Annotated in this window: 21 protein-coding genes and 2 tRNA genes; 9 read left to right on the forward strand and 14 right to left on the reverse strand. The window is 45.3% G+C overall.

Annotated elements, in window-relative coordinates; translation table 11 throughout:
* Positions 1-34: 34 nt before the first annotated feature.
* The 6 genes from maoP to orn form a co-directional block, all read right to left on the reverse strand.
* Positions 35-415: a DUF413 domain-containing protein gene (gene maoP / locus IUA53_RS17700; protein WP_044055828.1), complete on the reverse strand. Its 381-nt coding sequence runs from the start codon at positions 413-415 to the stop codon at positions 35-37.
* A 237-nt stretch (positions 416-652) separates the two neighbouring features.
* On the reverse strand, positions 653-1,150 hold the full coding sequence (locus IUA53_RS17705) for a DUF4442 domain-containing protein (protein WP_044446070.1): 498 nt from the start codon (positions 1,148-1,150) through the stop codon (positions 653-655).
* A gap of 138 nt (positions 1,151-1,288) precedes the next feature.
* Positions 1,289-4,660, reverse strand: a complete 3,372-nt coding sequence (locus IUA53_RS17710) for a TonB-dependent receptor domain-containing protein (RefSeq protein WP_044055826.1) — start codon at positions 4,658-4,660, stop codon at positions 1,289-1,291.
* 954 nt (positions 4,661-5,614) lie between these two features.
* Positions 5,615-5,690 (reverse strand) — tRNA-Gly (locus IUA53_RS17715).
* 187 nt (positions 5,691-5,877) lie between these two features.
* Positions 5,878-5,953 (reverse strand) — tRNA-Gly (locus tag IUA53_RS17720).
* 101 nt (positions 5,954-6,054) lie between these two features.
* Positions 6,055-6,600 carry an oligoribonuclease gene (gene orn / locus IUA53_RS17725; RefSeq protein WP_044055824.1) on the reverse strand — a complete coding sequence of 182 codons (546 nt, stop codon included), beginning with the start codon at positions 6,598-6,600 and terminating at the stop codon, positions 6,055-6,057.
* Positions 6,601-6,686: 86 nt separating this feature from the next.
* Here orn and rsgA point away from each other — a divergent pair, with 86 nt between their 5' ends.
* From rsgA to IUA53_RS17745, 4 genes are all read left to right on the forward strand, one after another.
* Positions 6,687-7,739, forward strand: a complete 1,053-nt coding sequence (gene rsgA / locus IUA53_RS17730; protein WP_044446069.1) for a small ribosomal subunit biogenesis GTPase RsgA — start codon at positions 6,687-6,689, stop codon at positions 7,737-7,739.
* A gap of 184 nt (positions 7,740-7,923) precedes the next feature.
* Positions 7,924-8,802: an archaetidylserine decarboxylase gene (gene asd / locus IUA53_RS17735; RefSeq protein WP_044446068.1), complete on the forward strand. Its 879-nt coding sequence runs from the start codon at positions 7,924-7,926 to the stop codon at positions 8,800-8,802.
* Between the two features lie 3 nt (positions 8,803-8,805).
* Entirely contained in the window at positions 8,806-9,693 is an 888-nt protein-coding gene (locus IUA53_RS17740) for a DMT family transporter (protein WP_044055821.1), read from the forward strand.
* Entirely contained in the window at positions 9,694-10,392 is a 699-nt protein-coding gene (locus tag IUA53_RS17745) for a glycerophosphodiester phosphodiesterase (protein ID WP_196897505.1), read from the forward strand.
* A gap of 86 nt (positions 10,393-10,478) precedes the next feature.
* On the opposite strand, the gene IUA53_RS17750 is transcribed toward IUA53_RS17745, so the two are convergent.
* Both IUA53_RS17750 and IUA53_RS17755 read right to left on the reverse strand, forming a co-directional pair.
* On the reverse strand, positions 10,479-10,913 hold the full coding sequence (locus IUA53_RS17750; RefSeq protein ID WP_044055819.1) for a MerC domain-containing protein: 435 nt from the start codon (positions 10,911-10,913) through the stop codon (positions 10,479-10,481).
* A 142-nt stretch (positions 10,914-11,055) separates the two neighbouring features.
* Entirely contained in the window at positions 11,056-11,829 is a 774-nt protein-coding gene (locus tag IUA53_RS17755; protein WP_044446066.1) for a divergent polysaccharide deacetylase family protein, read from the reverse strand.
* A gap of 223 nt (positions 11,830-12,052) precedes the next feature.
* Here IUA53_RS17755 and IUA53_RS17760 point away from each other — a divergent pair, with 223 nt between their 5' ends.
* Positions 12,053-12,478 carry a hypothetical protein gene (locus IUA53_RS17760; RefSeq protein ID WP_052806571.1) on the forward strand — a complete coding sequence of 142 codons (426 nt, stop codon included), beginning with the start codon at positions 12,053-12,055 and terminating at the stop codon, positions 12,476-12,478.
* A gap of 18 nt (positions 12,479-12,496) precedes the next feature.
* Here IUA53_RS17760 and IUA53_RS17765 read toward each other — a convergent pair whose 3' ends face one another.
* Positions 12,497-13,651 (reverse strand): murein hydrolase activator EnvC family protein, encoded by a 1,155-nt coding sequence (locus IUA53_RS17765; RefSeq protein WP_044446065.1) that lies wholly within the window; start codon positions 13,649-13,651, stop codon positions 12,497-12,499.
* 216 nt (positions 13,652-13,867) lie between these two features.
* Here IUA53_RS17765 and IUA53_RS17770 point away from each other — a divergent pair, with 216 nt between their 5' ends.
* The 4 genes from IUA53_RS17770 to gpsA all read left to right on the forward strand — a co-directional run bounded on the left by IUA53_RS17770 (position 13,868) and on the right by gpsA (position 16,164).
* Positions 13,868-14,293, forward strand: coding sequence for a rhodanese-like domain-containing protein (locus IUA53_RS17770; protein WP_044446064.1), 426 nt, complete (start codon positions 13,868-13,870; stop codon positions 14,291-14,293).
* Between the two features lie 12 nt (positions 14,294-14,305).
* The gene (gene grxC / locus IUA53_RS17775) at positions 14,306-14,566 is read left to right on the forward strand and encodes a glutaredoxin 3 (RefSeq protein WP_044055817.1); all 261 of its coding nucleotides are present in this window, start codon (positions 14,306-14,308) and stop codon (positions 14,564-14,566) included.
* Positions 14,567-14,627: 61 nt separating this feature from the next.
* On the forward strand, positions 14,628-15,134 hold the full coding sequence (gene secB, locus IUA53_RS17780; protein WP_044055816.1) for a protein-export chaperone SecB: 507 nt from the start codon (positions 14,628-14,630) through the stop codon (positions 15,132-15,134).
* Between the two features lie 25 nt (positions 15,135-15,159).
* Entirely contained in the window at positions 15,160-16,164 is a 1,005-nt protein-coding gene (gene gpsA, locus IUA53_RS17785; protein ID WP_044055815.1) for an NAD(P)H-dependent glycerol-3-phosphate dehydrogenase, read from the forward strand.
* Between the two features lie 47 nt (positions 16,165-16,211).
* Here gpsA and IUA53_RS17790 read toward each other — a convergent pair whose 3' ends face one another.
* The 5 genes from IUA53_RS17790 to IUA53_RS17810 all read right to left on the reverse strand — a co-directional run bounded on the left by IUA53_RS17790 (position 16,212) and on the right by IUA53_RS17810 (position 20,448).
* Positions 16,212-16,571, reverse strand: coding sequence for a DUF6515 family protein (locus IUA53_RS17790; protein ID WP_044055814.1), 360 nt, complete (start codon positions 16,569-16,571; stop codon positions 16,212-16,214).
* Between the two features lie 181 nt (positions 16,572-16,752).
* Entirely contained in the window at positions 16,753-17,217 is a 465-nt protein-coding gene (gene trmL / locus IUA53_RS17795; protein ID WP_044055813.1) for a tRNA (uridine(34)/cytosine(34)/5-carboxymethylaminomethyluridine(34)-2'-O)-methyltransferase TrmL, read from the reverse strand.
* 109 nt (positions 17,218-17,326) lie between these two features.
* Positions 17,327-18,295, reverse strand: coding sequence for an alpha/beta fold hydrolase (locus IUA53_RS17800; protein ID WP_044446063.1), 969 nt, complete (start codon positions 18,293-18,295; stop codon positions 17,327-17,329).
* A gap of 51 nt (positions 18,296-18,346) precedes the next feature.
* Positions 18,347-19,711 carry an ATP-binding protein gene (locus IUA53_RS17805; RefSeq protein WP_044055811.1) on the reverse strand — a complete coding sequence of 455 codons (1,365 nt, stop codon included), beginning with the start codon at positions 19,709-19,711 and terminating at the stop codon, positions 18,347-18,349.
* On the reverse strand, positions 19,711-20,448 hold the full coding sequence (locus tag IUA53_RS17810) for a response regulator transcription factor (protein ID WP_044446062.1): 738 nt from the start codon (positions 20,446-20,448) through the stop codon (positions 19,711-19,713). Before IUA53_RS17810 ends, IUA53_RS17805 begins: the two co-directional genes overlap by 1 nt.
* Positions 20,449-20,648 lie beyond the last annotated feature (200 nt).

Raw genomic sequence — 20,648 nt, forward strand, 5'->3', positions numbered from 1 at the left:
GTATTTAGGATAGCTATTTACATTTAGTTAACAGCTATTCTGTATCGAGTTCGATATCAATGTCACTGTTATCCCCTATATCCTCGTCCTCGTCAACTTCTTCCGTCATTGAACGTTTAGAACCGTAAATACTGGCGGCTTTGGGGCGGTTTATTCGTGCTTGATACTTAAGCCATGCTTTTTCCTGAGGCGTCTGTGGCGGCCTATGACCAAGCGCTGATTCTAGGTACTGTTGCTCTTCATCGGTTTGCGGCGTTAATTTACCGTCCACCAGAGCGGCAAAGAGAGAACCATGAGACTGTAGCAGCTTGCTCTCCGAGATAGAAAAGTCACCAGAGCGACCAAAACCATAAGGGTAATGTTTTTTATCTGAAAAAGGACGTTTAGTCAGTTGCTCTCTCGATAGCTCTGCCATATCTACCTCTAACGCTGCTCGAATGACGTTTTATTTATGCTACTTTTAGCCATGCTTTAAAGACGAAACATATCGCATATCTGGCCAGTTAATTATTTAATAGTAGGGATATAAACGGCTGTCAAACTCATTCGGGCGAGGTGAGAAAACTTAATAAAACTGTAAAGAGGAAGCGCGCAACCGCTTGCCATTTTCGGCAAATTCAACGATTGCGTCAGTTGGGTATATGTACGGACTTTATGCTTTTTTCTGTTTCGGCACCCAAGCCCAAATCATTTCGCATATAACGGGTTCTATACCCTGTGCATCGGTGACTTTCACGGCTACCGACACTTCACCTTTATCTTGTGTTTGCATGAGTGATATTTGCTCGTCAGTCAAATGCGCTACCGCATGCATATCCCCTTGTGCTCGCTTTACATATTTTAGATTCATTTCTTTAATAAGGGGCAACTTATCACCGGGTAGGTTGACGCCAACCACAAAGCCCGTAGAAGATTCGGCGAGAAGCGCCATACCTGCAGCGTGTACACTACCAATGTGATTTTGTACTTTTTTATAATTCTTTTGACGAAAGGTTACCGATCTCAAGTCTGTTTCTAAAATATCAATGCTGACGGTACCCGTGAGTTTCACTTTATAGCGGAACATCCATGTGAGCATTTTTTGACGAAGCCAATCAGGATAGGTATTGGCTTTTTTAGCGAAGGCGCGAAGCGGATTAGGTGCAGACATGGTTATCTCTCTGTATTACTGACTTCTGGTTAGACCAGTTAACATAAAGCTAACGTTTCACCCTTGCAACTGGATTTTTCTTTTTCCATAAAAAAAGCAGCGCTAAGCGCTGCTTTTTGTCTTTGCTGATAAACCTATTTACTTAAACTGCATGTCGAAACCAACGAAGTAGAAGCGACCTCGAGGACTTGCTGGATAAGCGAAGTTAGTGATGAATGGTTGTTCATCAGTAATATTCTTGATACCACCATACATTTTCAGGTTTTCTTTCACCATGTATGAGAAGTTAATATCGTGCTGCCAGAACTCGTCCATCATGGCAGTATCATCAAAGTCACCTCGTTCGTATTCTTCAACTTCAACACCCGCTAGAAGTTGCTCGTCCATGTACTGCGTCTGCCAGCCTACCTGAAGTTCTTCCCACTTCCACGTTAGATTGATGTTACCTGCCCACTCAGGACGGTTCACTTCACCTAATTCAGGGTTAACTTCGGTAAGATCATTCGGATTAGTGTACTGATCAATCTCATTGACTTTAGTACCAGACACTTTCGTATAGAAAGTATGCGCACCAACTTCAAAATCGTAACCTACGCTGAAATCGACACCCGATGTTTCAAGACGAGCGAAGTTAACCTGTGTAGAGCGTAAGAAGTTCAAGCCACCAAATTGCGGTGATGACGCATCTGTATTACGGGTAAACAGTGAACAGAAGTTTTCATTCAATGACTCGCCTACATAGCAACCATTGACAATGTCATCAGAACTTACTGCGCTAATGGCGTCATCAATTTCGATACTCCAATAATCCGCCGTGACTGAGAAACCTTCTAACCAACTCGAGTTATAAACGAAGCCAGCGGTAATGGTGTCGGCGGTTTCTTCTTGCAACTCAGCATTCCCCCCAGTTACACCAGGGAATGCCGCTGATAGTGGGTCGGTATAAACGTATTCACCGCTATCATCGAATGGGTTGTAACCGATAGACTGCAAGTCGGCCACACAGTTAGCTTGCAACTGGTTAGCCGCGGCTTCATCGTTGCTTCGAATACCCGCGATAACGCTGGCGTTACAAGGATCTGTTGGACGGAAAGTGGCACCCACTTCAGGACCAAATAATTCACTGATATTAGGCGCACGAATGGCTTGAGACTTTGATAAACGCACCATTAAATCTTCATGAGGTGAGTACATGAGGTTTGCACGCCATGTCGTGGTATCACCAACCGTAGAATAATCAGAGTAACGTGCAGCTAAGTCTAAGGTTAACTCTTCAATTAAGGTTTCGCCTTGAATAAGCGGAACAGATACTTCCAAGAATACTTCGCTTACGTCAAAGTCACCGGTTTCATTCGCCGTTCTAATTGATGGCTGGAAGACCAACGAATTGTTGGTTGAGTAGTCTGATACCTGCGTGCCTGCGGTATACTGAGATCCCTCTGGTATAACACCTAAGCGCCACGCATCAAAGGTCGCTTCTGATTCTTCTTTACGGTATTCGCCACCTAGCGCGAAATAAAGAGGGCCATAGGGCAATTCGAAGTATTCACTTGAATCACCGGCAATCGACGCGCTAATAACTAACTGTTCGATAGTCGTTTGACTATGACTGTCTTCCGTTACCCAATCCACGGCTTCTTGAGTAATGCCAGTGGAACCCGCCCATATATTGAGTGGTACACAGCTACCATCACCCGGCGTGAACGAGAAATACCCTGGGTCATAGGATGGAATGTTAAATGCTGTAGTAACTTGTGGCGTATCTGCATCCAAGTTTACACGACAGTTCGCTTCGCCTGTTGAGGGGTCGGTCACTGCATCAATAGCAGAGAAGAAGCGGTCAACAATAATTAAGTTTTCTGTTCCGTTTTGTTCGTACTCAAACTTACCGTAGTTAACCGATACATTGTATTCCCAGTCGTTTTCGAAGAAACCTTCGAGACCGATAACACCACGTAGCGTACGACGTTCGTTTTCCGTTTTACCCTGGCCAATACCAATAGGGTCTACCGTAATAGCCACACCGCCAAGTTCACTGGCTAATGGTTGAATAAACTCAGGTAGGTAAGGGTTATCTGGGGCGCCGAAAAGCAAATCCCAATATGACGTAGGCTGACTTTCGTTTTCAGTACCTTGAACAACGTATTTCAATTCACCAAATACCGTCATACTGTCACTAAGGTCGTAATGGCCTAGTAAATTAACAGCAATTTTGTCATTTGGCGTGATGAGGTAGCCTCGCTCTTGCTGAATAGTGTTGTATGAATCACCACCAAACCCTTCGAAGTTCCCCGACACTAAACCATCTTGAACTGGGCGATAACTGCCGTCTTCTGTCACATTCCAACAACCACCCAATACACCAAACGAGGCAGCACCGAACACACTGTTATAGCCAGAAAATGAATCAAGACAATCTGGGGTTCCATTGCCATCTAAATCGATGTTAGTAGATGGATCGAAACCAGCAAAGCTATATGGATTACCCGGTACGATATAGCCGTAACCAGAAGTAAAAGGGAAAGTCCGATACGGTAATACAGCCCGTGGCGCAGAGGTTGCTGCGCGGTCAAACAAGGCTAATTCAGCATCAGTCAAATTAGGCGCACTACCAAATGTGTCAGTATAGTTTTGAGTGAAGGCTTCAAGGCTTGGAATGCTTAAACCGAAATTAAACAAGCCTGTGTTATCGTAGTTATAGTACTCAGCAAGGTTAGGTGTACTACTACCAATATCACCTTGTTGGAAACGAAGCGCTGGGTTTGTCCAGTCACCACCAGAGCCAATAAGAAGGCCGTTATCGCGCTCGCTTACCCGTACACCTTCGTCACGCTGGAACTCAACATTGATAGCAAAGTTACCTTTATCGTCGTCAAAGTTAGTCCCATACAGTGCTGAGATACTTAACTGTTCGCCGTCGCCTTCGGAAGAAATGCCGGTATTAACGTCGACTTCGAAGCCTTCGTAGTCATCTCGCAAAATGAAGTTAACAACCCCTGTTACCGCATCAGCACCGTATACGGCTGATGCACCACCGGTAAGCACTTCTACCGATTTGATTAACTTAACGGGGATTGAACCTACATCCACGGCAGCAGAACCTGCAGATCCACCTACATGACGTCGTCCATTAACCAAGGTTAGGGTACGGTTTGCACCCAAACCACGTAAGTTTAGAATGTTTGCACCATCGGAAAAACTGGCTGAGTCAATTGAGCTCTCAGCCGTAGTAGATGAAAACAGAGCCGGGATATCATTAATAACATCAGTGACGGAGAATTCACCAGATAGCTGAATATCTTCTTCAGAGATAGCTTGAACAGGCGACGGCGAAGCAAGGTTGGGATCACGGGCAATACGCGACCCTGTGACAACCACCTTTTCTACATCTTCTTCTTTTATTTCGGCCTCTTCCTGTGCCTGCACTACGCTTGCATTTAATGACAACGCAGATGCGACGGCACAAGCTAGCGCCGTAACGTGGTAACGCTTTGATGAATCAAAAGCCATGTGTGTTTCTCCGACTGGATTTTTATTTATTTTTGTTTACTACAGTGATTGTTTTTATTGTGTAGTGACGGCTAAAGGTGAATAAAGGATTCCTCTGCCGTAGTTTTACTTTGTTTTACTAGCTTGGTTTAGCAAACACCGTGCCCATGTAAATACCCTGTCAACTTTGTCAGCTACGAAAAAGGGGGCGAATTATGCATAAGTATTTATAAAAATCCATTTAATATGCGATTTTAGTGAGCTTTCAACATTTGAATGCTCAAAAATAGGGCAATTTTGGTGTCAAAACAGAGAATTATTGAGGTTTGCACCAAAATCAAGCGCATTGCGCACCATGAAATGCCGAAAATGCACGACGAATGGTGAATAACCATTCACATACTTTCAGGAAAGGGTGATTTTTTAGGGACTTAGCCTTTACAGCCTCCGTCTACTTATTCTTTAGTATAAATTTGTAAATAATGAAGGAAATTTCGTCAAAACACGCGATCCGCATTGAATTCCCCTTTATAAGCGCACGGGACTTCACTAACGGCTCACGCGCAACAGAGGGTTCGCGTGAACATATCTCATCATTTAGATTTAATATTCGATGTGTGAAAATTTGGAGCGGGAAACAGATTTGAACTCGTTGCGAAGCAATGACCTACACTCGGTCGCGGCGCCACTAAGGGGTCGCATAAATACAACTACATTATTTTGGATTTTCTTGATGTGTGAAAATTTGGAGCGGGAAACAGATTTGAACTCGTTGCGAAGCAATGGCCGACACTCGGTCGCGGCGCCACTAAGGGGTCGCATAAATACAACCACATTATTTTGGATTTTCTTGATGTGTGAAAATTTGGAGCGGGAAACGAGATTCGCTAACTGGCCGACACTCGGTCGCGGCACCACTAAGGGGTCGCATAGATACAACTACATTATTTTGGATTTTCTTGATGTATGAAAATTTGGAGCGGGAAACGAGATTCGAACTCGCGACCCCGACCTTGGCAAGGTCGTGCTCTACCAACTGAGCTATTCCCGCATAGAGTCGATGCTTGCGCATCTTATTGAACGCCTGATTTTAAGTGAAAATCGGCTTAAACGAAATACACCAGACATTTAGAGCGGGAAACGAGATTCGCCAACTGGCCGACACTCGGTCGCGGGCCCACAAGGGGGCGCGCTTTTCACGCTCACTGAAAGTAACATTTACTATCAGCTTTAGAATTTGGAGCGGGAAACGAGATTCGAACTCGCGACCCCGACCTTGGCAAGGTCGTGCTCTACCAACTGAGCTATTCCCGCAACAAAATGGGCACTTCGTTTGAAGTGGTGCGCATTTTACAAAAATATTTCAGTAACGCAACCATTAATTCTGTTTTTTTCGCACCCACTGAAGCGAACGATTAAATCGTAAACACTTTTTCTCGATAATACTGCATTTCCGCGATGGATTCGCGAATATCGTCTAAGGCAAGGTGCACGCCCTTTTTCTCAAACCCATCGAGAATTTCTGGTTTCCAACGCCGGGCCAGTTCTTTAATCGTACTTACATCAATACTACGGTAATGAAAGTAGGCTTCTAATTCTGGCATGTATTTCACCATGAAGCGTCTATCTTGACCTATCGTATTACCACACAGGGGTGATTTACCTGCATCAACCCACTGCGCTAAGAAAGCAATCGTTTGAGCAGCCGCCTCTTGTTCGCTCACAGTACTTTCACGACAACGGGCAGTTAAGCCGGTTTCTCCATGCACCCGCGTACACCATTCATCCATGTTGTCTAACACACTGTCCGGCTGATGCACCGCAATAACAGGCCCCTCGGCAAGAATATTTAACTGTGCATCCGTCACAATTGTGGCAATTTCCATTACCACACAGGTTTCAGGATCAAGCCCTGTCATTTCCATGTCTATCCAGACTAAGTTGCTATCATGTTTGCTCATATCATTCCTCATCGCACTTCAGACATGGCAACCATGCCTGACAAACGGTATTATTGGCATAGTATACGTGAAACTAGAAAAGAATCGTGGCGAAAAAACCAAAACTCACACAAAGACAGAAACGCCAAGTGGCCGCTAACCGCAGTAAACGCCTGCAAGGTAAACACGGCGGGCAAGATGGTCAGCAACAAGCCCATGTTGATGAAAGTCAATTGGCTAAAGGCACCGTTATCGGGCGGTTTGGAAAACATGCCGATGTAGAGGATAGCCACGGCAATGTGTCTCGATGTCATATAAGACGCACGGTGGATTCGGTGGTCTGTGGCGACAACGTGTTGTTTAGCAAAGGCGATGACGCAGAGTCCGGTGTAAAAGGGGTCATCGAGATAGTTAATGATAGACACTCGGTACTCACCCGACCCGATTTCTACGATGGCATAAAGCCCATTGCGGCCAATATCGATAATATTATTGTGGTTAGTGCAATTTTACCCTCGCTTTCAACCAATATCATCGACCGCTATCTTGTGGCCTGTGAAGATATTGGCATTACGCCTGTTATTGTACTCAACAAAGTTGAATTGCTGGATGACGACGCTCGCCCCCTAGTGGATAAGCAACTCGAAGTTTATCGTCAATTAGGTTATCGCTTACTCTTTACAAGTTGTAAAACCGGTGAAGGTATTCAAGCTTTAAACGACCTGCTTAAAGACAGCGTCAGCGTATTTGTGGGCCAATCTGGTGTAGGTAAGTCTAGCCTTATTAACCAGGTGCTGCCTGATGCAGATGAGTTAACCGGGGAAATTTCAGATAATTCTGGCTTAGGTCAACATACCACCACTGCGGCTAAGCTATTGCATCTGCCAGCAGGCGGCGATCTTATCGATTCACCGGGCGTACGTGAATTCGGCTTATGGCATATTCCCACCGAGCGCATCACTTGGGGGTTTATTGAATTTCGCGATTATTTGGGTGGCTGCAAATTTAGAGACTGCAAGCATTTGAACGACCCTGGTTGTTTATTAAGAGCAGCCGTTGAAGAAGGCAAAATTAACGCCGAGCGGTTTGCCAGCTATCACAAAATATTGGTCACCATGGATGAACAGCGCCCTAGTCATAGTCAGCCTCCTGGCGGTTAGTCACCTCTTCTACCCTGTGTAATTATCATTTTTATGCTTGTTGAACACCCCGTCATTGGCGTCCAACAAGCTCAATTTTTATTTATTTCCTTATACCAAGTTGGTTGCATACATAATCTTAAAGTTACTTGTGAACATACAACTTAAGGTACAATTAACTGGTTAACATGATTGGAGCGTTTTTGTGCTGGACTGGCTTAAAGTAAATCTACAATACATTACCCCTAAACATTTGTTGTCTCGCCTTGTAGGCAAGTTGGCAGCGGCAGAGTTGGGCGGCTTTACCACATTCATTATCAAACTTTTTATTAAGCAATATAATGTCAATATGGATGAGGCGCTGCACTCAGATCCTGGTTATTACCGCAGTTTTAATGCCTTTTTTACTCGGCCATTAAAACCCGAAGCGCGCACGATTGACGAAAACCCTTCCGCGCTCATTCACGCCGTAGACGGCGCTGTGAGTCAATTTGGCGATATTCGTGATGACAGTATTTTTCAAGCGAAGGGGCATGACTATAGCCTCACAAGTCTATTAGGCGGTAAACCTGACATCGCCCAGCCATTTAAAGGCGGAACTTTCGCTACGGTTTACTTAGCACCTCGAGATTATCACCGTATTCACATGCCTATTGATGGCACGCTTACCGACATGATTTACGTGCCGGGTGAGCTTTTTTCTGTCAACCCGCTAACGGCACAAAATATTCCTGGCCTGTTTGCCCGGAATGAGCGCGTTGTGGCTATTTTCGATACCCCAGTAGGTAAAATGGCGATGGTGCTGGTTGGAGCAACCATAGTAGCGAGCATAGAAACTGTTTGGGCAGGAACCGTGACGCCACCAGCAGGCAAAAATGTTCAACATTGGCAATATGACAAAGACAGCGAAGCCAGCGTGAAATTGAAAAAAGGCGATGAATTGGGCCGTTTCAAACTTGGCTCGACCATTGTAGCCTGCTTCGAAAACCAAGCCATTGATTTTGAGCCATTAGCGCCAGGACAAGTAACACGATTGGGTGAACCCATGGCCTATGTTGCTGGAAGCAAAGAGCTTTCTAGCTAGTTTATGGATGCTGTAAAAAAAAGCCTTATCTCTCTTCATTTAACGATTGTCCTTTTAGGTGGTACGGCGCTCTTTTCACGTGTAGTACCACTTAGCGCTAGCGATATCACGTTAATGCGGTCAGTATTTGCGTGTATCGCCCTGTTTATTTTTTTGGCAATATCAAAACAAGGTTTACGTTTAGCCAATAAACGCGACTATATTATTGCGATAGGGCTTGGGGTGCTGATGGCACTTCACTGGGTGTCTTACTTCGCCGCCATGCAGTACTCTAGCGTATCTGTTGGCATGATTGCTTTGTTTACTTTCCCCGTTATTACTGTGCTTATCGAGCCCTTTTTCGAAAAAACGCGGTTGGTATGGCAAGACATTGCGTCTACGTTAACCGTCATTGCAGGGGTGTATTTCATTGTTCCGGAAACGTCTCTTGATAACGATATAACCCTTGGGGTGCTAATCGGTATTGCTTCCGCCGTCACCTATGCGTTTCGAAACCTTATCCATAGAAAGTACTTTAAGCAGTATAGTGGCGCTAAAGCCATGGCATGGCAGACCCTTGTTATTGCCTTTTTCTTACTTCCCACTGGGGGCGAGGACATCGTTTCAGCACCGCTGAGTGCATGGTTACTCTTATTGCTATTAGGTACCGTATTTACCGCTCTTCCTCACGCGCTCATCGCCGCGAGCCTGCGCCACTTGCGGGCAAAAACATTCTCTCTCGTTGCCTGTATGCAACCGTTTTACGGGGTGGTGCTTGCCGTGTTGCTCCTTGATGAAAATCCTACATGGCATACACTGGTAGGTGGCCTACTCATTACATCTGCCTCAGTGTATGAAACACTCAATACCCATAAGCTGCACAGCAACAATCAGGATGATAAGGGCGACTAAATGTTAGTTTTTGCTCACAGAGGTGCCAGCGCAACTGCACCCGAAAATACCCTTTTAGCCTTTAATCTTGCCTTCGAACAGGGCGCTCAAGGCATAGAGTTCGACACCTATCAACATGCTGGCGGCATTGTGGTTTTTCACGATAAAACCTTGTCTCGCACAACAAATGGTACTGGGGCATTGCTAGACACGCCTTTTGACCACTTGCGCTTACTTGATGCCGGCCAAGGGCAAAAAATTCCCACGTTAACGGAAACCTTAGCAACGCTTCCCCGCGACCGCTGGTGTAATATTGAAATTAAACACCTAGATAACGTGACAAAGTGGGTTCGCGAGGTAAAACAGGCTTTAACTGCACAAGGCATTAACCCTCAGCGCTTATTGATCTCTTCATTTAATCATCATTGGTTAAAGGCTATCAGTGCACAATGGCCAGAAGTGAAAATAGGCGCGCTGACGGCAAGTTATGAGCTGTTACCCTTCACTAGCGCGAAAATACTGCGCGCATATTCTGTGAATATCGCCTTGGATATTGCTAATCGCGAGTTCGTTGAAGCGGCTTTAGAAGCGGGCTTTAAGGTGTTTGTGCATACCGTGGATAATGACGAAGACATGAAAATGCTGAAGGCATGGGGTGTTACCGGCATATTTACGAATGTACCGCAACGCGCTAGCCAAATATTAGCAAGCAATCAATGAGTGAAATTTCATGTTTCGCAGGCGGCCTTCAGCCGTTGAGTTGAAGCGACACCTGCTCATTTTGCATGGATCTGTTTACGCTGAATTTATTTCGCTTGCGTTGACAAATGCGTAGAAAAAACACTGTCTTTACAGCACTTGCACTGACGACATAAACGCATATTAATCCAATGTCCGGCCACAATCAGCAATGCCCCAACGGCAATAGTGAAGGGTTCGTACGCCTCGCCAAACATATTTTTATTCCAGTAGATGGCTCCACCAGAAAACAACAGGAGAAGAGGATACCATTTGCCATGAAAACGGGTTGCGCCACTAATGAGGGCAACCGCGCCGATGATAAGCGAGATAGTCAGAATGGTGCGTTCAAACCATAGTTGCGCAAAAAATGATGAGCCAATTAATGGAAGCAGAGGCACTACCACGGGTAACGCTAAACAATGCAACGCACATAGCCCAGACACCCAAATGCCAAGCCTGTCTAATTTTGTTGGATTATCGTTTACCGGATTTATTGCCATTGCTTTATATCACCTCACTATAGAGACGTTATAATATAACAGATACAGCAAAATTGAAATTTTTCTTCGCTAAATATTTAGTATGAGTTATAGCCAAAATGCATCGGCTCTACGAGCATACCGCCGCGACGCACCGCGCTAATTATTCTTTGGCATGTTGAGCCATCGCGACATGGCGAAGGGGCTTATGAGGTTTTAAGTGTTCTGTTATGGAAACCAATTGTAGCCCTTCATCGCTCAAATGAGGTAACGCCTCGGCAAGGAACGCTAACGTTTCAGGGTATGGATGGGCAATGACCACCACGCTTCCTCGTTTTTTTGCTAACGTTTTTGTACGTTCAAACTGCTGCGTTAAAAATGAGGGTGTACGCTGATGATCTAAAAAAACGTGGCGACTAACACTAGGCACCCCAAGCGCCTGAGCGACTTCTTCACCTCGGGTGTAGACGCTAGTGCGACTGTCTACAAAGAATAACCCTTGGCGTTTTATTTCTTCCATGATTGTCATCATGGCATCTTTTTCACCGGTAAAGGCACTCCCCATGTGATTATTCACACCTACCGCATAAGGCACGCTTTTTAGCGCACGGCGAAGTGTATGAGTAATAGCGGCAGGATACATGTCGGTAGTTAATCCCAAGGGCCCCATTTTCTTACCGTTGGACGCTTGCATGGGCATATGTAGCATAACGTTACGCCCTTCTGCATGGGCGCGCTCTGCAATAGTCGAGGCTAGCGGCGTTTGCGGCAAAATAGCGAAGGTTACCTCCGTAGGGAGGGAAAAGGCGGCTATATCTGTGGGACGATAACCAAGATCATCAAGAATAATGATGATTTCCGGTTTGTTATTTTCAATTTTCGCATTGACGTTGCCTGCCAGCATAAGTAAGCAACACACTAATAGACGCCACTGCATCTTCACTGTCCATTCTTTGTGATTATTATTTTTTATACGCGCACATTGTCAGTGTAGTACCGTTACCGTATTACACTGAAATGACTTTCTTTAAAGCGGGGTTAAGCATATCAACCTGATGACAATCTACAAGTCATTACCTTCTAAATTTGGCTGCGCTTTTTCCAAAGCCATTTTATTTCGGACACGCCAACAGAGTGGCAAGCACATTGTAGTGTAAAGCTTGCGTAAAGACCTTCAGCAGCGCTCAAATTTTCAGCGCTTAGCCGATACTATTGATGACGAAACTTCACTTAGTGTTAAAGGGTACATTATGATTTCATCAGTCAATAGCGGCGCTATGCCTCCCCCGCCACCTCGTAGCGAAGGTGCAACGTTAACCGACGATCAAACCGATACGGTAAATAGCATTTTATCCTCTTACGATGCGGATAATTTAACTGAGAGTGACGCTCAAGAAATTGCTGAACAGTTAAAAGAAGCAGGGATAAACCCAAGTAAGTCGTTAAGTTCAGCCATGAATGAGGCAGGCTTTGATAGCAAAAATATAGCTGAGTTGGCAGGGCTTGGAAAACCACCCCCGCCACCACCATCAGATCAAACTGCGCAGAATCTTCCTGATACGGCGACGTTCTCTGTAACAGCGTAAGGCGCGAATAAAACGCAATTAGTTAAACCAAGCGGTGGGATTTAACGCTTTGCCTTTATGGCGAATTTCAAAATATAAGTTTGGCGACGCCTGCCCACCGCTGCGCCCCACTAGGGCGAGATTTTCACCGCGTCGAACATCGTCACCCGCTTGCTTTAGCAAGGCTTGGTTATGACCATATACACTCATATATCCTTCACCATGATCTACAATAGCAACTAACCCAAACCCTCGTAGCCAATCGGCATAGAGTACTTTACCAGAAGCAATGCTTTTCACTGCATCTCCTTCTTCTCCGTCGATAATAATCCCTTTCCAACGGACTTGCCCTTGCCTACGATTGCCAAACAATTTACGTACCCTTCCCTCCACGGGTGCTGACAACTTGCCTTTTAACTTGGCCAAACCATCTAAGGATATCTGGGCAGCTTCTGCCGCGCGCTGGGCGGCTATTCTTGCTGCTTCAATCGCCTCCCTTAAGGCTTTTTCGTCTTCCTGCAGCGCCGCTATTCGCTCACTTTCACTCGCAATGGTTTGATTAAGCTTAGCAAGGGTCTTTTTACGGTCGTTTTGGCGAGTGAGTAATACCGCTCGTTGGTTTTTCTGCTCATCGAGTAACGCAAGCAAAGAGGCCGCTTTTTCAGCTAATGAGGCAGTCACGGTTTCAAGGCGCGCAACATTGTCTTTAAATTTAGTAATTTCAGATTGGCGTGCTTTAGCGAGATATTGATAATAAGTGATTACCCGCTCGAAGGTTTTCGCATCTTCTTGGTAGAACATCATTTTTGCGTAATCATAATGCCCTGCCATGAATGCGCTTTTCAATTGGCTAGACAATAAAGATTGCTGTTGGCGAATGGCGGCTTTTAGCGAGCTTTGTTCTTGCTGCAGACCTTGTTGCTCCGCCTGCAGCTGGCGTAAATTATCATTGGTTTGCGTTAGTTTTTTAGCCACTTTTGCAATGTCTAGTTCAGAGGCTTTAAGCACATCAGCCAGCTCTTTTGCGCTGGCTTTGCTATTGTCGAGCACCTGTTGACGAGCACGAAGTTCAGCTTGCAGTTCTGCGAGCTTTTCTTGCTCATTGTCTTGACCAAACACTTGGCCGCTTATCAACGCAAGCGCAATAATGCATAGGGTTTTACCTACATTATACGCGCGCTCAAATTCATTCATTAAAGAAAAAGCCTTAAACCAAAATATAAAGAAGAAGTACGCGCTATCAGTGTATCCGAGGGAGGTAGCAAATCCCAGTGCAATTTATTCGTAATATCAAGCATCTAAAATATTCTCTCAGCGAGGAAGGGGCATCAAGAAATAGCAGGCTGGTTTCTCGCCAGTTTTTCTATATACTTTGCACTCTTTTTTGGTCTATAGACAAGGTTTGAGGTAATGGATCAGGTAATCGAGTTTGCCGGAAATAATATTGTACTCGCCGGCGTGTGGGTTGCGCTTGTGGCTATGTTGATATTCAGTTATGTATCTTCACTCACCTCTTCAATCAAAGAGGTAAGCACACACGACGCCACGTTAATGATAAATAAAGAAGATGCTGTGGTGTTAGATATTCGTGCACAGAAAGAGTTTAAAGCTGGGCATATTCTTGGCGCAAGGCAGATAAAACCCGAAGCATTAAGAGAGAAAAATTTTAATACGCTTGAAAACAGTAAAGATAAACCCATTATCGTAGTATGCGTGATGGGAAATCAGGCGCGTGGAACAGCGAACGCTATGTCTAAAGCTGGCTTTTCAAAAGTTAGCGTACTTAAAGGCGGCATGAACGCTTGGCAAAGTGCCAGTCTACCAATATCAAAGTAATAGGTGAACTTCATGAGCAAAGTCGAATTATACACAAAGGGCCACTGTCCCTATTGTCATCGCGCAAAAGCACTTTTAAATGAGAAAGGTGTGGAGTTCCAAGAGTACCCTATTGATGTTCAGCCTGAGCTACGCGATACCATGATCGAAAGGGCGAATGGCGGTTGGACAGTTCCGCAAATTTTCATCAATGACGAACACGTTGGTGGCTGCGACGATTTAATGGCTTTAGAAGCACAAAACAAACTAAACCCAATGCTAGGTTTAGCGTAACGCGTCAGCGCATGTAGCAACGCACTAGATTAAATAAAACGACAAATAAATAGGAAATACCATGGCTGACGAAAATCAGACAACCGACAACCAAGCCGCAGGTGAACAAGCTCAAGCGCCTCAATTTAATATTCAGCGCATTTTCACAAAAGATATTTCTTTTGAATCTCCAAATGCCCCTGCCATTTTCACGAAAGAATGGAAGCCTGAGATAAAGCTAGATATTGACACTAGTACCAACAAGCTCGATGAAAGTGTTTTTGAGGTTGTGCTTTCCGTGACGGTAACAGCATCACTAGGTGAAGAAACCGCGTTCTTATGTGAAGTACAGCAAGCCGGTATTTTTGCCATTGGCGAAATGCCAGATCAGAATAAAGCGCATATGTTGGGTTCATATTGTCCAAACCTCCTGTTCCCTTATGCGCGTGAAACCATTTCTAACTTGGTTAACCGAGGCACATTCCCTCCACTTAACCTAGCGCCAGTAAACTTTGATGCTATCTTTGCTGCATACATGCAAAAGCGTGTGCAAGAAGCACAAGGCGATGCGCCTAAAATGGACGCCTAATTAGGTGACCAGGAAGCACGTGGATATGAAGTCGAATTCGGTTTCAGTATTGGGGGCGGGGTCGTATGGCACCGCCCTTGCTTTTTGTCTTGCCAGAAATGGCAACCCCACACTATTGTGGGGCCGGGATGAAAAGCACATAGCACAAATGGCCACCCACCGCGAAAACACACGGTATTTGCCTGGTGCACGATTCCCAGATAGTTTGGAACTCAACGCAAATCTAGACGATGTTGTTGCGGCCAGCCAAGACATTCTCGTTGTGGTACCCAGCCATGCCTTTGGCGCTATGCTAAAAAGCCTAAAGCCTTTGCTAAAGCCACACCATCGAATTATTTGGGCAACCAAGGGGCTGGAACCTAAAACGGGCCGTTTATTGCGCGATGTAGCAGAAGAAACACTGGGTACAGATTATCCTCTGGCCGTATTGTCAGGCCCCACTTTTGCCAAAGAAATGGTCGCCGGCTTGCCTACCGCTATTTCATTATCGTCTACTGATGATACCTTGAGTGACGAGTTTGCAGCAAAACTCCATTGCGCGAAGTCATTCCGTGTGTACAAAAACTCTGATTTCACTGGCGTGCAATTAGGTGGAGCGGTGAAAAACGTGATTGCCATTGGTGCAGGATTAGCTGATGGACTAGGTTTTGGCGCTAACGCCAGAACTGCACTCATCACCCGCGGTTTGGCAGAACTGACTCGCTTAGGCGTAAAGCTTGGCGCTAACCCTGAAACCTTTATGGGTATGGCAGGGCTAGGCGATCTCGTACTCACCTGTACCGACAATCAGTCTCGTAATCGACGTTTTGGTTTGGCATTAGGCCAAGGCAAAAGCGTCGATGTCGCCATTGAAGAAATTGGACAGGTGGTTGAAGGGTACCGTAATACAGAAGAAGTTCATGTACTGTCACAAAAAGTGGGGGTTGAAATGCCTATCTGTGAGCAAATTTACGCTGTGCTTTATCATGGAAAATCGCCAAAAGAAGCGGCTTTAGCGCTGTTAGGCCGAGATCTAAAACAAGAAGCGTAACCTACGCTTCTTGTTTCATTATTGCTTGTGATGACTCATACGTAGCGTTAACGGCTTTCTCTCACCACCACAACTTTCTTATTTTTTGGGGCGTGTTTAACCCCATGCGGCGCCTCAACCATCACATAGCGCTTTCCGCTCTTTTTGTAGTAAACATTGTTCACCACATAGTAGTGGGTGTTTCCTACCGTCTTTACCTTGTGGTTTTTCGGCAATACGTTCACGAAGACATTCACCTTAGCCCCCGTTGCACGTGATGATGGTGCAAGTGTCTGTGAGACCACTGTGGTGACTTTTTTAAGCACCTGATGAGTCGCAGAGTGGGCTTGATGAGAAGAATGGGCGTTAGCGGTGCCTGCGGTGAGGAGTGCAATACCCGCCAGTAAAGTCAGTGTAATACGTTTCATAATCAATCTCCTTGGGTTACAACACTTCGCATTGGTGCGAACACAAGGCCAATATTACTGGGTGAAACTGAACCAAACCTGACTGCATGGGTAACCGCCCACGCCTTTACATATTCTTTGCATTTACGTGTGGTGCATAGCGCTATGTCAATCTAGCGCTATGCACCAATGTCAAACTGGATCATCGTGCTCCATCGTAGCCTAATTGACGCCAGCTTTCATACACAAACACAGAGACCGCGTTTGATAGGTTCATGCTACGGCTGTCCGGTAACATAGGAATGCGAACCCGTTGCTCTGGTGGTAACGATTGAATGAAATCATCAGGCAACCCTCGGGTTTCTGGGCCAAAAATAAGCGCGTCACCTTTTTGATATGACACATCGCTGTGAAAGGCTTTTCCTTTTGTTGTACATGCAAATATACGTTTAGGCTTAGCCCCATTGATATAGGCCTCTAGGTTAGGATGGCGCTTCACATGCGCAAATTCATGATAATCTAGCCCTGCTCTGCGCACACGCTTGTCGTCCCACTCAAAGCCTAACGGTTCAATTAAATGCAAACTGAACCCACTGTTTGCACATAGGCGAATAATGTTCCCGGTATTCGGCGGGATTTCTGGCTGATAAAGCACAATGTCTAACATAGTGATATTTCTTTTAAGTCAATTAAGGTGATGGTGAGCGTGTTCGTACTCACTCCCAAAACGGGGGCAGCTTAAATTTAAAGTAGTGACTGAGCAAGAGATTAAAACGCTAAGTTGCGGCGAGAAAATCCAGCACCTTTGTCATCGCCTCTTCCCGTAAGTCATCAGATTCAGTAAAGATTTCATGATACGCTTTTTCTATCACCACCAGCCGTGCATTCGGCATTTGCCCAACCACTCGCCGCTGGCGTTTATTGTCGATAATAGCGTCATTATCTGCACTGAGTACTAATGAAGGGGTGGTAATAGCCCCTGCGCTTTTTTCTATGGTATTCATTGCCCCATGTGCTGCGCACAACCATTCAGTTGTGACGCCACCAAGTTGAATGCGACGCTCCTCATCATACAGTGCACGAAACAGCCCATAACGTGTTTTACTGTGAGTGAGTTTATTTAATGAATATGGGTATGCAATATAGGGCGTTTGACCAAAAAAATACCCAGACTGTTGCTTCCTAAGCTTGTTAACGGCAAGCCCAGCAGTAATAAGGCTATTAGCAAGCCAATTGGGCAGTGCAGGCTTTATTCCAAACATAGGAGAAGCCAGTACGGCTTTAGAAAACAAGGTGGGTAAGCGCAACAGCGTCAATGCACCAATTGCCCCGCCCATAGAGTGGCAAAGCAACTGTAAGCGACCTTGCTGTTTAGGGACGACAATATTTTGGGTGAAATAAACCAAGTCATCTACGTAATCGTCAAAATGCGCGACGTAACCATGCTGAGGGTCGTATGTCATACGCCCCGACAACCCTTGACCTCTGTGATCGAGAATAAATACAGCGAAGCCATTCTGGTACAAGTCGAATACCAACTCTTTGTACTTCAGATAAGATTCGATACGGCCAGAACTGATAACAATGGTTGAGCGAGGCGTGTCTGGAATACACCACGCATAGTGAACATCAACGTCACCTTTGCCAGCAAAATGCCCGCGAGACACCTGCTCTTCCCAAAATGGATCTATGGTATTATAAAAGGTATTTGCTAAATCCTTTTCCGACGTAAATTTCCAACCCATCAACACATCCTACAAAAATAAACGCTATGAGCAGGTGTTTAGATAAAGAAACTAACCGGTTTTTTTCGGGAACGACAAGGTTACCACTAGACCATGCTTCTCACCTGGCTCGGCTTGAATGGTGCCATCATGCAACTCTACAGACGCTTTTGCAATGGACAGACCAAGACCAACACCGCCAGACTCCCTTTCTCTTGCCAATGATGCGCGATAAAAGGGCGCAAAAATACGTTTACACTCTTCTTTTGATAATCCACTTCCATCGTCACTAATGATAATAGACCACTGTTTATCAGTAACAGCAAAACTCACTTCTACAAGGTAGTTTGCATGCCTAAGCGCGTTACGTAATACATTCTCCACCGCTCGGCATAACATGGTTTGATCTGCCGTTACCGTAAGTTTTGGGATAGGCTCAATATCGAGCATTTTATTGCTATTGGCAGCCTCGAACTGTCCGTCGGTAAATACGTCTTTCAATAGTAAAGAAAGAGTGAAAGAGGAGAAGTCATGCATTCCTGCTTCCGCTTTGCTAAGGGCAAGTAATTGCGCGACTAACGTTTCCATACGTTCAGCTTCGCGCTCTATACGAACAAGACTGGCAGGATCGACATTTTGTTGATGAGCTAAACCCAGTGCCATTTGTAAGCGCGCCAAAGGTGAACGCAATTCATGTGAAATATCGGCTAAAAGTCGTTTTTGCCCCGTCCACATACTATTTAGCTGATTCGCCATTTTATTAAAATCGCGGGCTAATTGCCCCAATTCATCTTGTCGAGAATCGGCATTTTCTACACGACTTTGCCATTCTCCCGCCGCAAGGGAGCGCGCGGACTTTTGGATGCGCAAAATAGGACGAGTCAGGGATTTTGCAAAAAGCCAGGACAGCAAAGACGTAGTGGCAATAGCGATAAATAAAATCAAGAAAAACGGCATGCTATTGCCCGAGGGCCCTTCAAAGCGCAGTAAAAACAATGCATAACGCTTGTCGCCTCGCTCAAATTGCATAGGGCCAACCACACGAAAAGCACCACGCACAAGTGAAATTGGCACCTGTTGATCGACAATCCGCAAAATGTCTGTTCTTTCCTTCTCTCGCAAAGGCGGGCCGCCAGGAGAAACAAAACGCTTTGTATCCAAGTCAACCGCAATAGCACGCCCATGGAAGGGACGTGAATTTCGCTCAAGCGCCATCATAAGTGGCCCTCTCGCAGCTCTTGGGCTACTAATGCGTTCAGCCACTTGCTCCAAATCAGCAAGTTCTTCAGGTAACGCCGCGTTAACCTGTAAATCTTCAAATAATAATCGACTCCCCCATACTGCCAACACTGCTGTGACAATAAACGTCGCCCAAAACCAGAAGAATAAGCGCCCCATAATGGCGCGAGTAGGATTAATACGGCGTAAAAATTTCATTAATTAGGCATCAACATATAACCCACCCCACGGATGGTTTTGATTTTCTCTTGTGCGGTAACTTTCGCCATTTTTTTACGGAGGTTACTCACGTGCATATCAATACTGCGGTCAAAAGCCTGGAGGGGTTTGCCCAACACTTTCAAACTAATCTCTTCTTTTGTCACGCGGTTACCCGCATTTAGCATAAGCAGTCGAAGGGTTGAAAACTCGGTACTGGTCAGCGCCATTTCCGTGTTTTCGATTTTGGCCAGCTGACTACTTGGGCTTAAGAAAATATCGTTTACTAATAAATCTTGTTCTATGGTACCGCCGTTACTGTTTAGCGCCAAACGGCGAAAAATCGCTTTAATGCGGGCAACGAGCTCTCGGTGATTAAAGGGTTTAGGTAGGTAATCATCTGCACCCAGTTCAAGCCCTAAAATGCGGTCGTAATCATCCCCTCTCGCCGTTAACATAAGTACTGGGGTAGCATGACTAACACGTAGTTTCTTGAGTACGTCAAATCCATCCATCATGGGCATCATGACATCAAGCAAAATGAGATCATAATGGCCGCCGGAGGTCGCTTCCGCTAACCCCGACTGACCATCATTACATACTTTCACCTTATACCCAGAAGTACCAAGGTAAGTGGCAAGCATATCGGTTAATTCAGTATCATCATCAATGATTAAGATAGACTGTAAGTGGATTTCTGAATCCATGGTCTTTGACTCTACTATTACTTGGTTCATTGGTTATTTACTCTGATATGTTACACCGAGCTGGCAATACACAAAATATGCTTTGCAGGCTTATCGATATAAAGTAGTAAAGATACGCCCGTTGGATACTTTTATTGCTTATTAGTCGCGCATATTCGGGCTTTCTTTAAGGTTAATACAGTAATTAGCGCTACTATAAAGCCTTCGACCACCGGAATCTTTATCGGGTT

The sequence above is a fragment of the Alteromonas sp. B31-7 genome (genome assembly GCF_015767655.1).
Classification (GTDB): Bacteria; Pseudomonadota; Gammaproteobacteria; order Enterobacterales; family Alteromonadaceae; genus Alteromonas; species Alteromonas australica.

What these genes read in the sequence shown, in the direction of transcription:
- maoP (WP_044055828.1), bottom strand. Translation starts at nt 415, where the DNA reads ATGGCAGAGCTATCGAGAGAGCAACTGACTAAACGTCCTTTTTCAGAT.
- IUA53_RS17705 (WP_044446070.1), bottom strand. Translation starts at nt 1,150, where the DNA reads ATGTCTGCACCTAATCCGCTTCGCGCCTTCGCTAAAAAAGCCAATACC.
- IUA53_RS17710 (WP_044055826.1), bottom strand. Translation starts at nt 4,660, where the DNA reads ATGGCTTTTGATTCATCAAAGCGTTACCACGTTACGGCGCTAGCTTGT.
- orn (WP_044055824.1), bottom strand. Translation starts at nt 6,600, where the DNA reads ATGAGCAAACATGATAGCAACTTAGTCTGGATAGACATGGAAATGACA.
- IUA53_RS17740 (WP_044055821.1), top strand. Translation starts at nt 8,806, where the DNA reads ATGGATGCTGTAAAAAAAAGCCTTATCTCTCTTCATTTAACGATTGTC.
- IUA53_RS17745 (WP_196897505.1), top strand. Translation starts at nt 9,694, where the DNA reads ATGTTAGTTTTTGCTCACAGAGGTGCCAGCGCAACTGCACCCGAAAAT.
- IUA53_RS17750 (WP_044055819.1), bottom strand. Translation starts at nt 10,913, where the DNA reads ATGGCAATAAATCCGGTAAACGATAATCCAACAAAATTAGACAGGCTT.
- IUA53_RS17755 (WP_044446066.1), bottom strand. Translation starts at nt 11,829, where the DNA reads ATGCAGTGGCGTCTATTAGTGTGTTGCTTACTTATGCTGGCAGGCAAC.
- IUA53_RS17765 (WP_044446065.1), bottom strand. Translation starts at nt 13,651, where the DNA reads ATGAATGAATTTGAGCGCGCGTATAATGTAGGTAAAACCCTATGCATT.
- IUA53_RS17770 (WP_044446064.1), top strand. Translation starts at nt 13,868, where the DNA reads ATGGATCAGGTAATCGAGTTTGCCGGAAATAATATTGTACTCGCCGGC.
- grxC (WP_044055817.1), top strand. Translation starts at nt 14,306, where the DNA reads ATGAGCAAAGTCGAATTATACACAAAGGGCCACTGTCCCTATTGTCAT.
- secB (WP_044055816.1), top strand. Translation starts at nt 14,628, where the DNA reads ATGGCTGACGAAAATCAGACAACCGACAACCAAGCCGCAGGTGAACAA.
- gpsA (WP_044055815.1), top strand. Translation starts at nt 15,160, where the DNA reads ATGAAGTCGAATTCGGTTTCAGTATTGGGGGCGGGGTCGTATGGCACC.
- IUA53_RS17790 (WP_044055814.1), bottom strand. Translation starts at nt 16,571, where the DNA reads ATGAAACGTATTACACTGACTTTACTGGCGGGTATTGCACTCCTCACC.
- trmL (WP_044055813.1), bottom strand. Translation starts at nt 17,217, where the DNA reads ATGTTAGACATTGTGCTTTATCAGCCAGAAATCCCGCCGAATACCGGG.
- IUA53_RS17800 (WP_044446063.1), bottom strand. Translation starts at nt 18,295, where the DNA reads ATGGGTTGGAAATTTACGTCGGAAAAGGATTTAGCAAATACCTTTTAT.
- IUA53_RS17805 (WP_044055811.1), bottom strand. Translation starts at nt 19,711, where the DNA reads ATGAAATTTTTACGCCGTATTAATCCTACTCGCGCCATTATGGGGCGC.
- IUA53_RS17810 (WP_044446062.1), bottom strand. Translation starts at nt 20,448, where the DNA reads ATGAACCAAGTAATAGTAGAGTCAAAGACCATGGATTCAGAAATCCAC.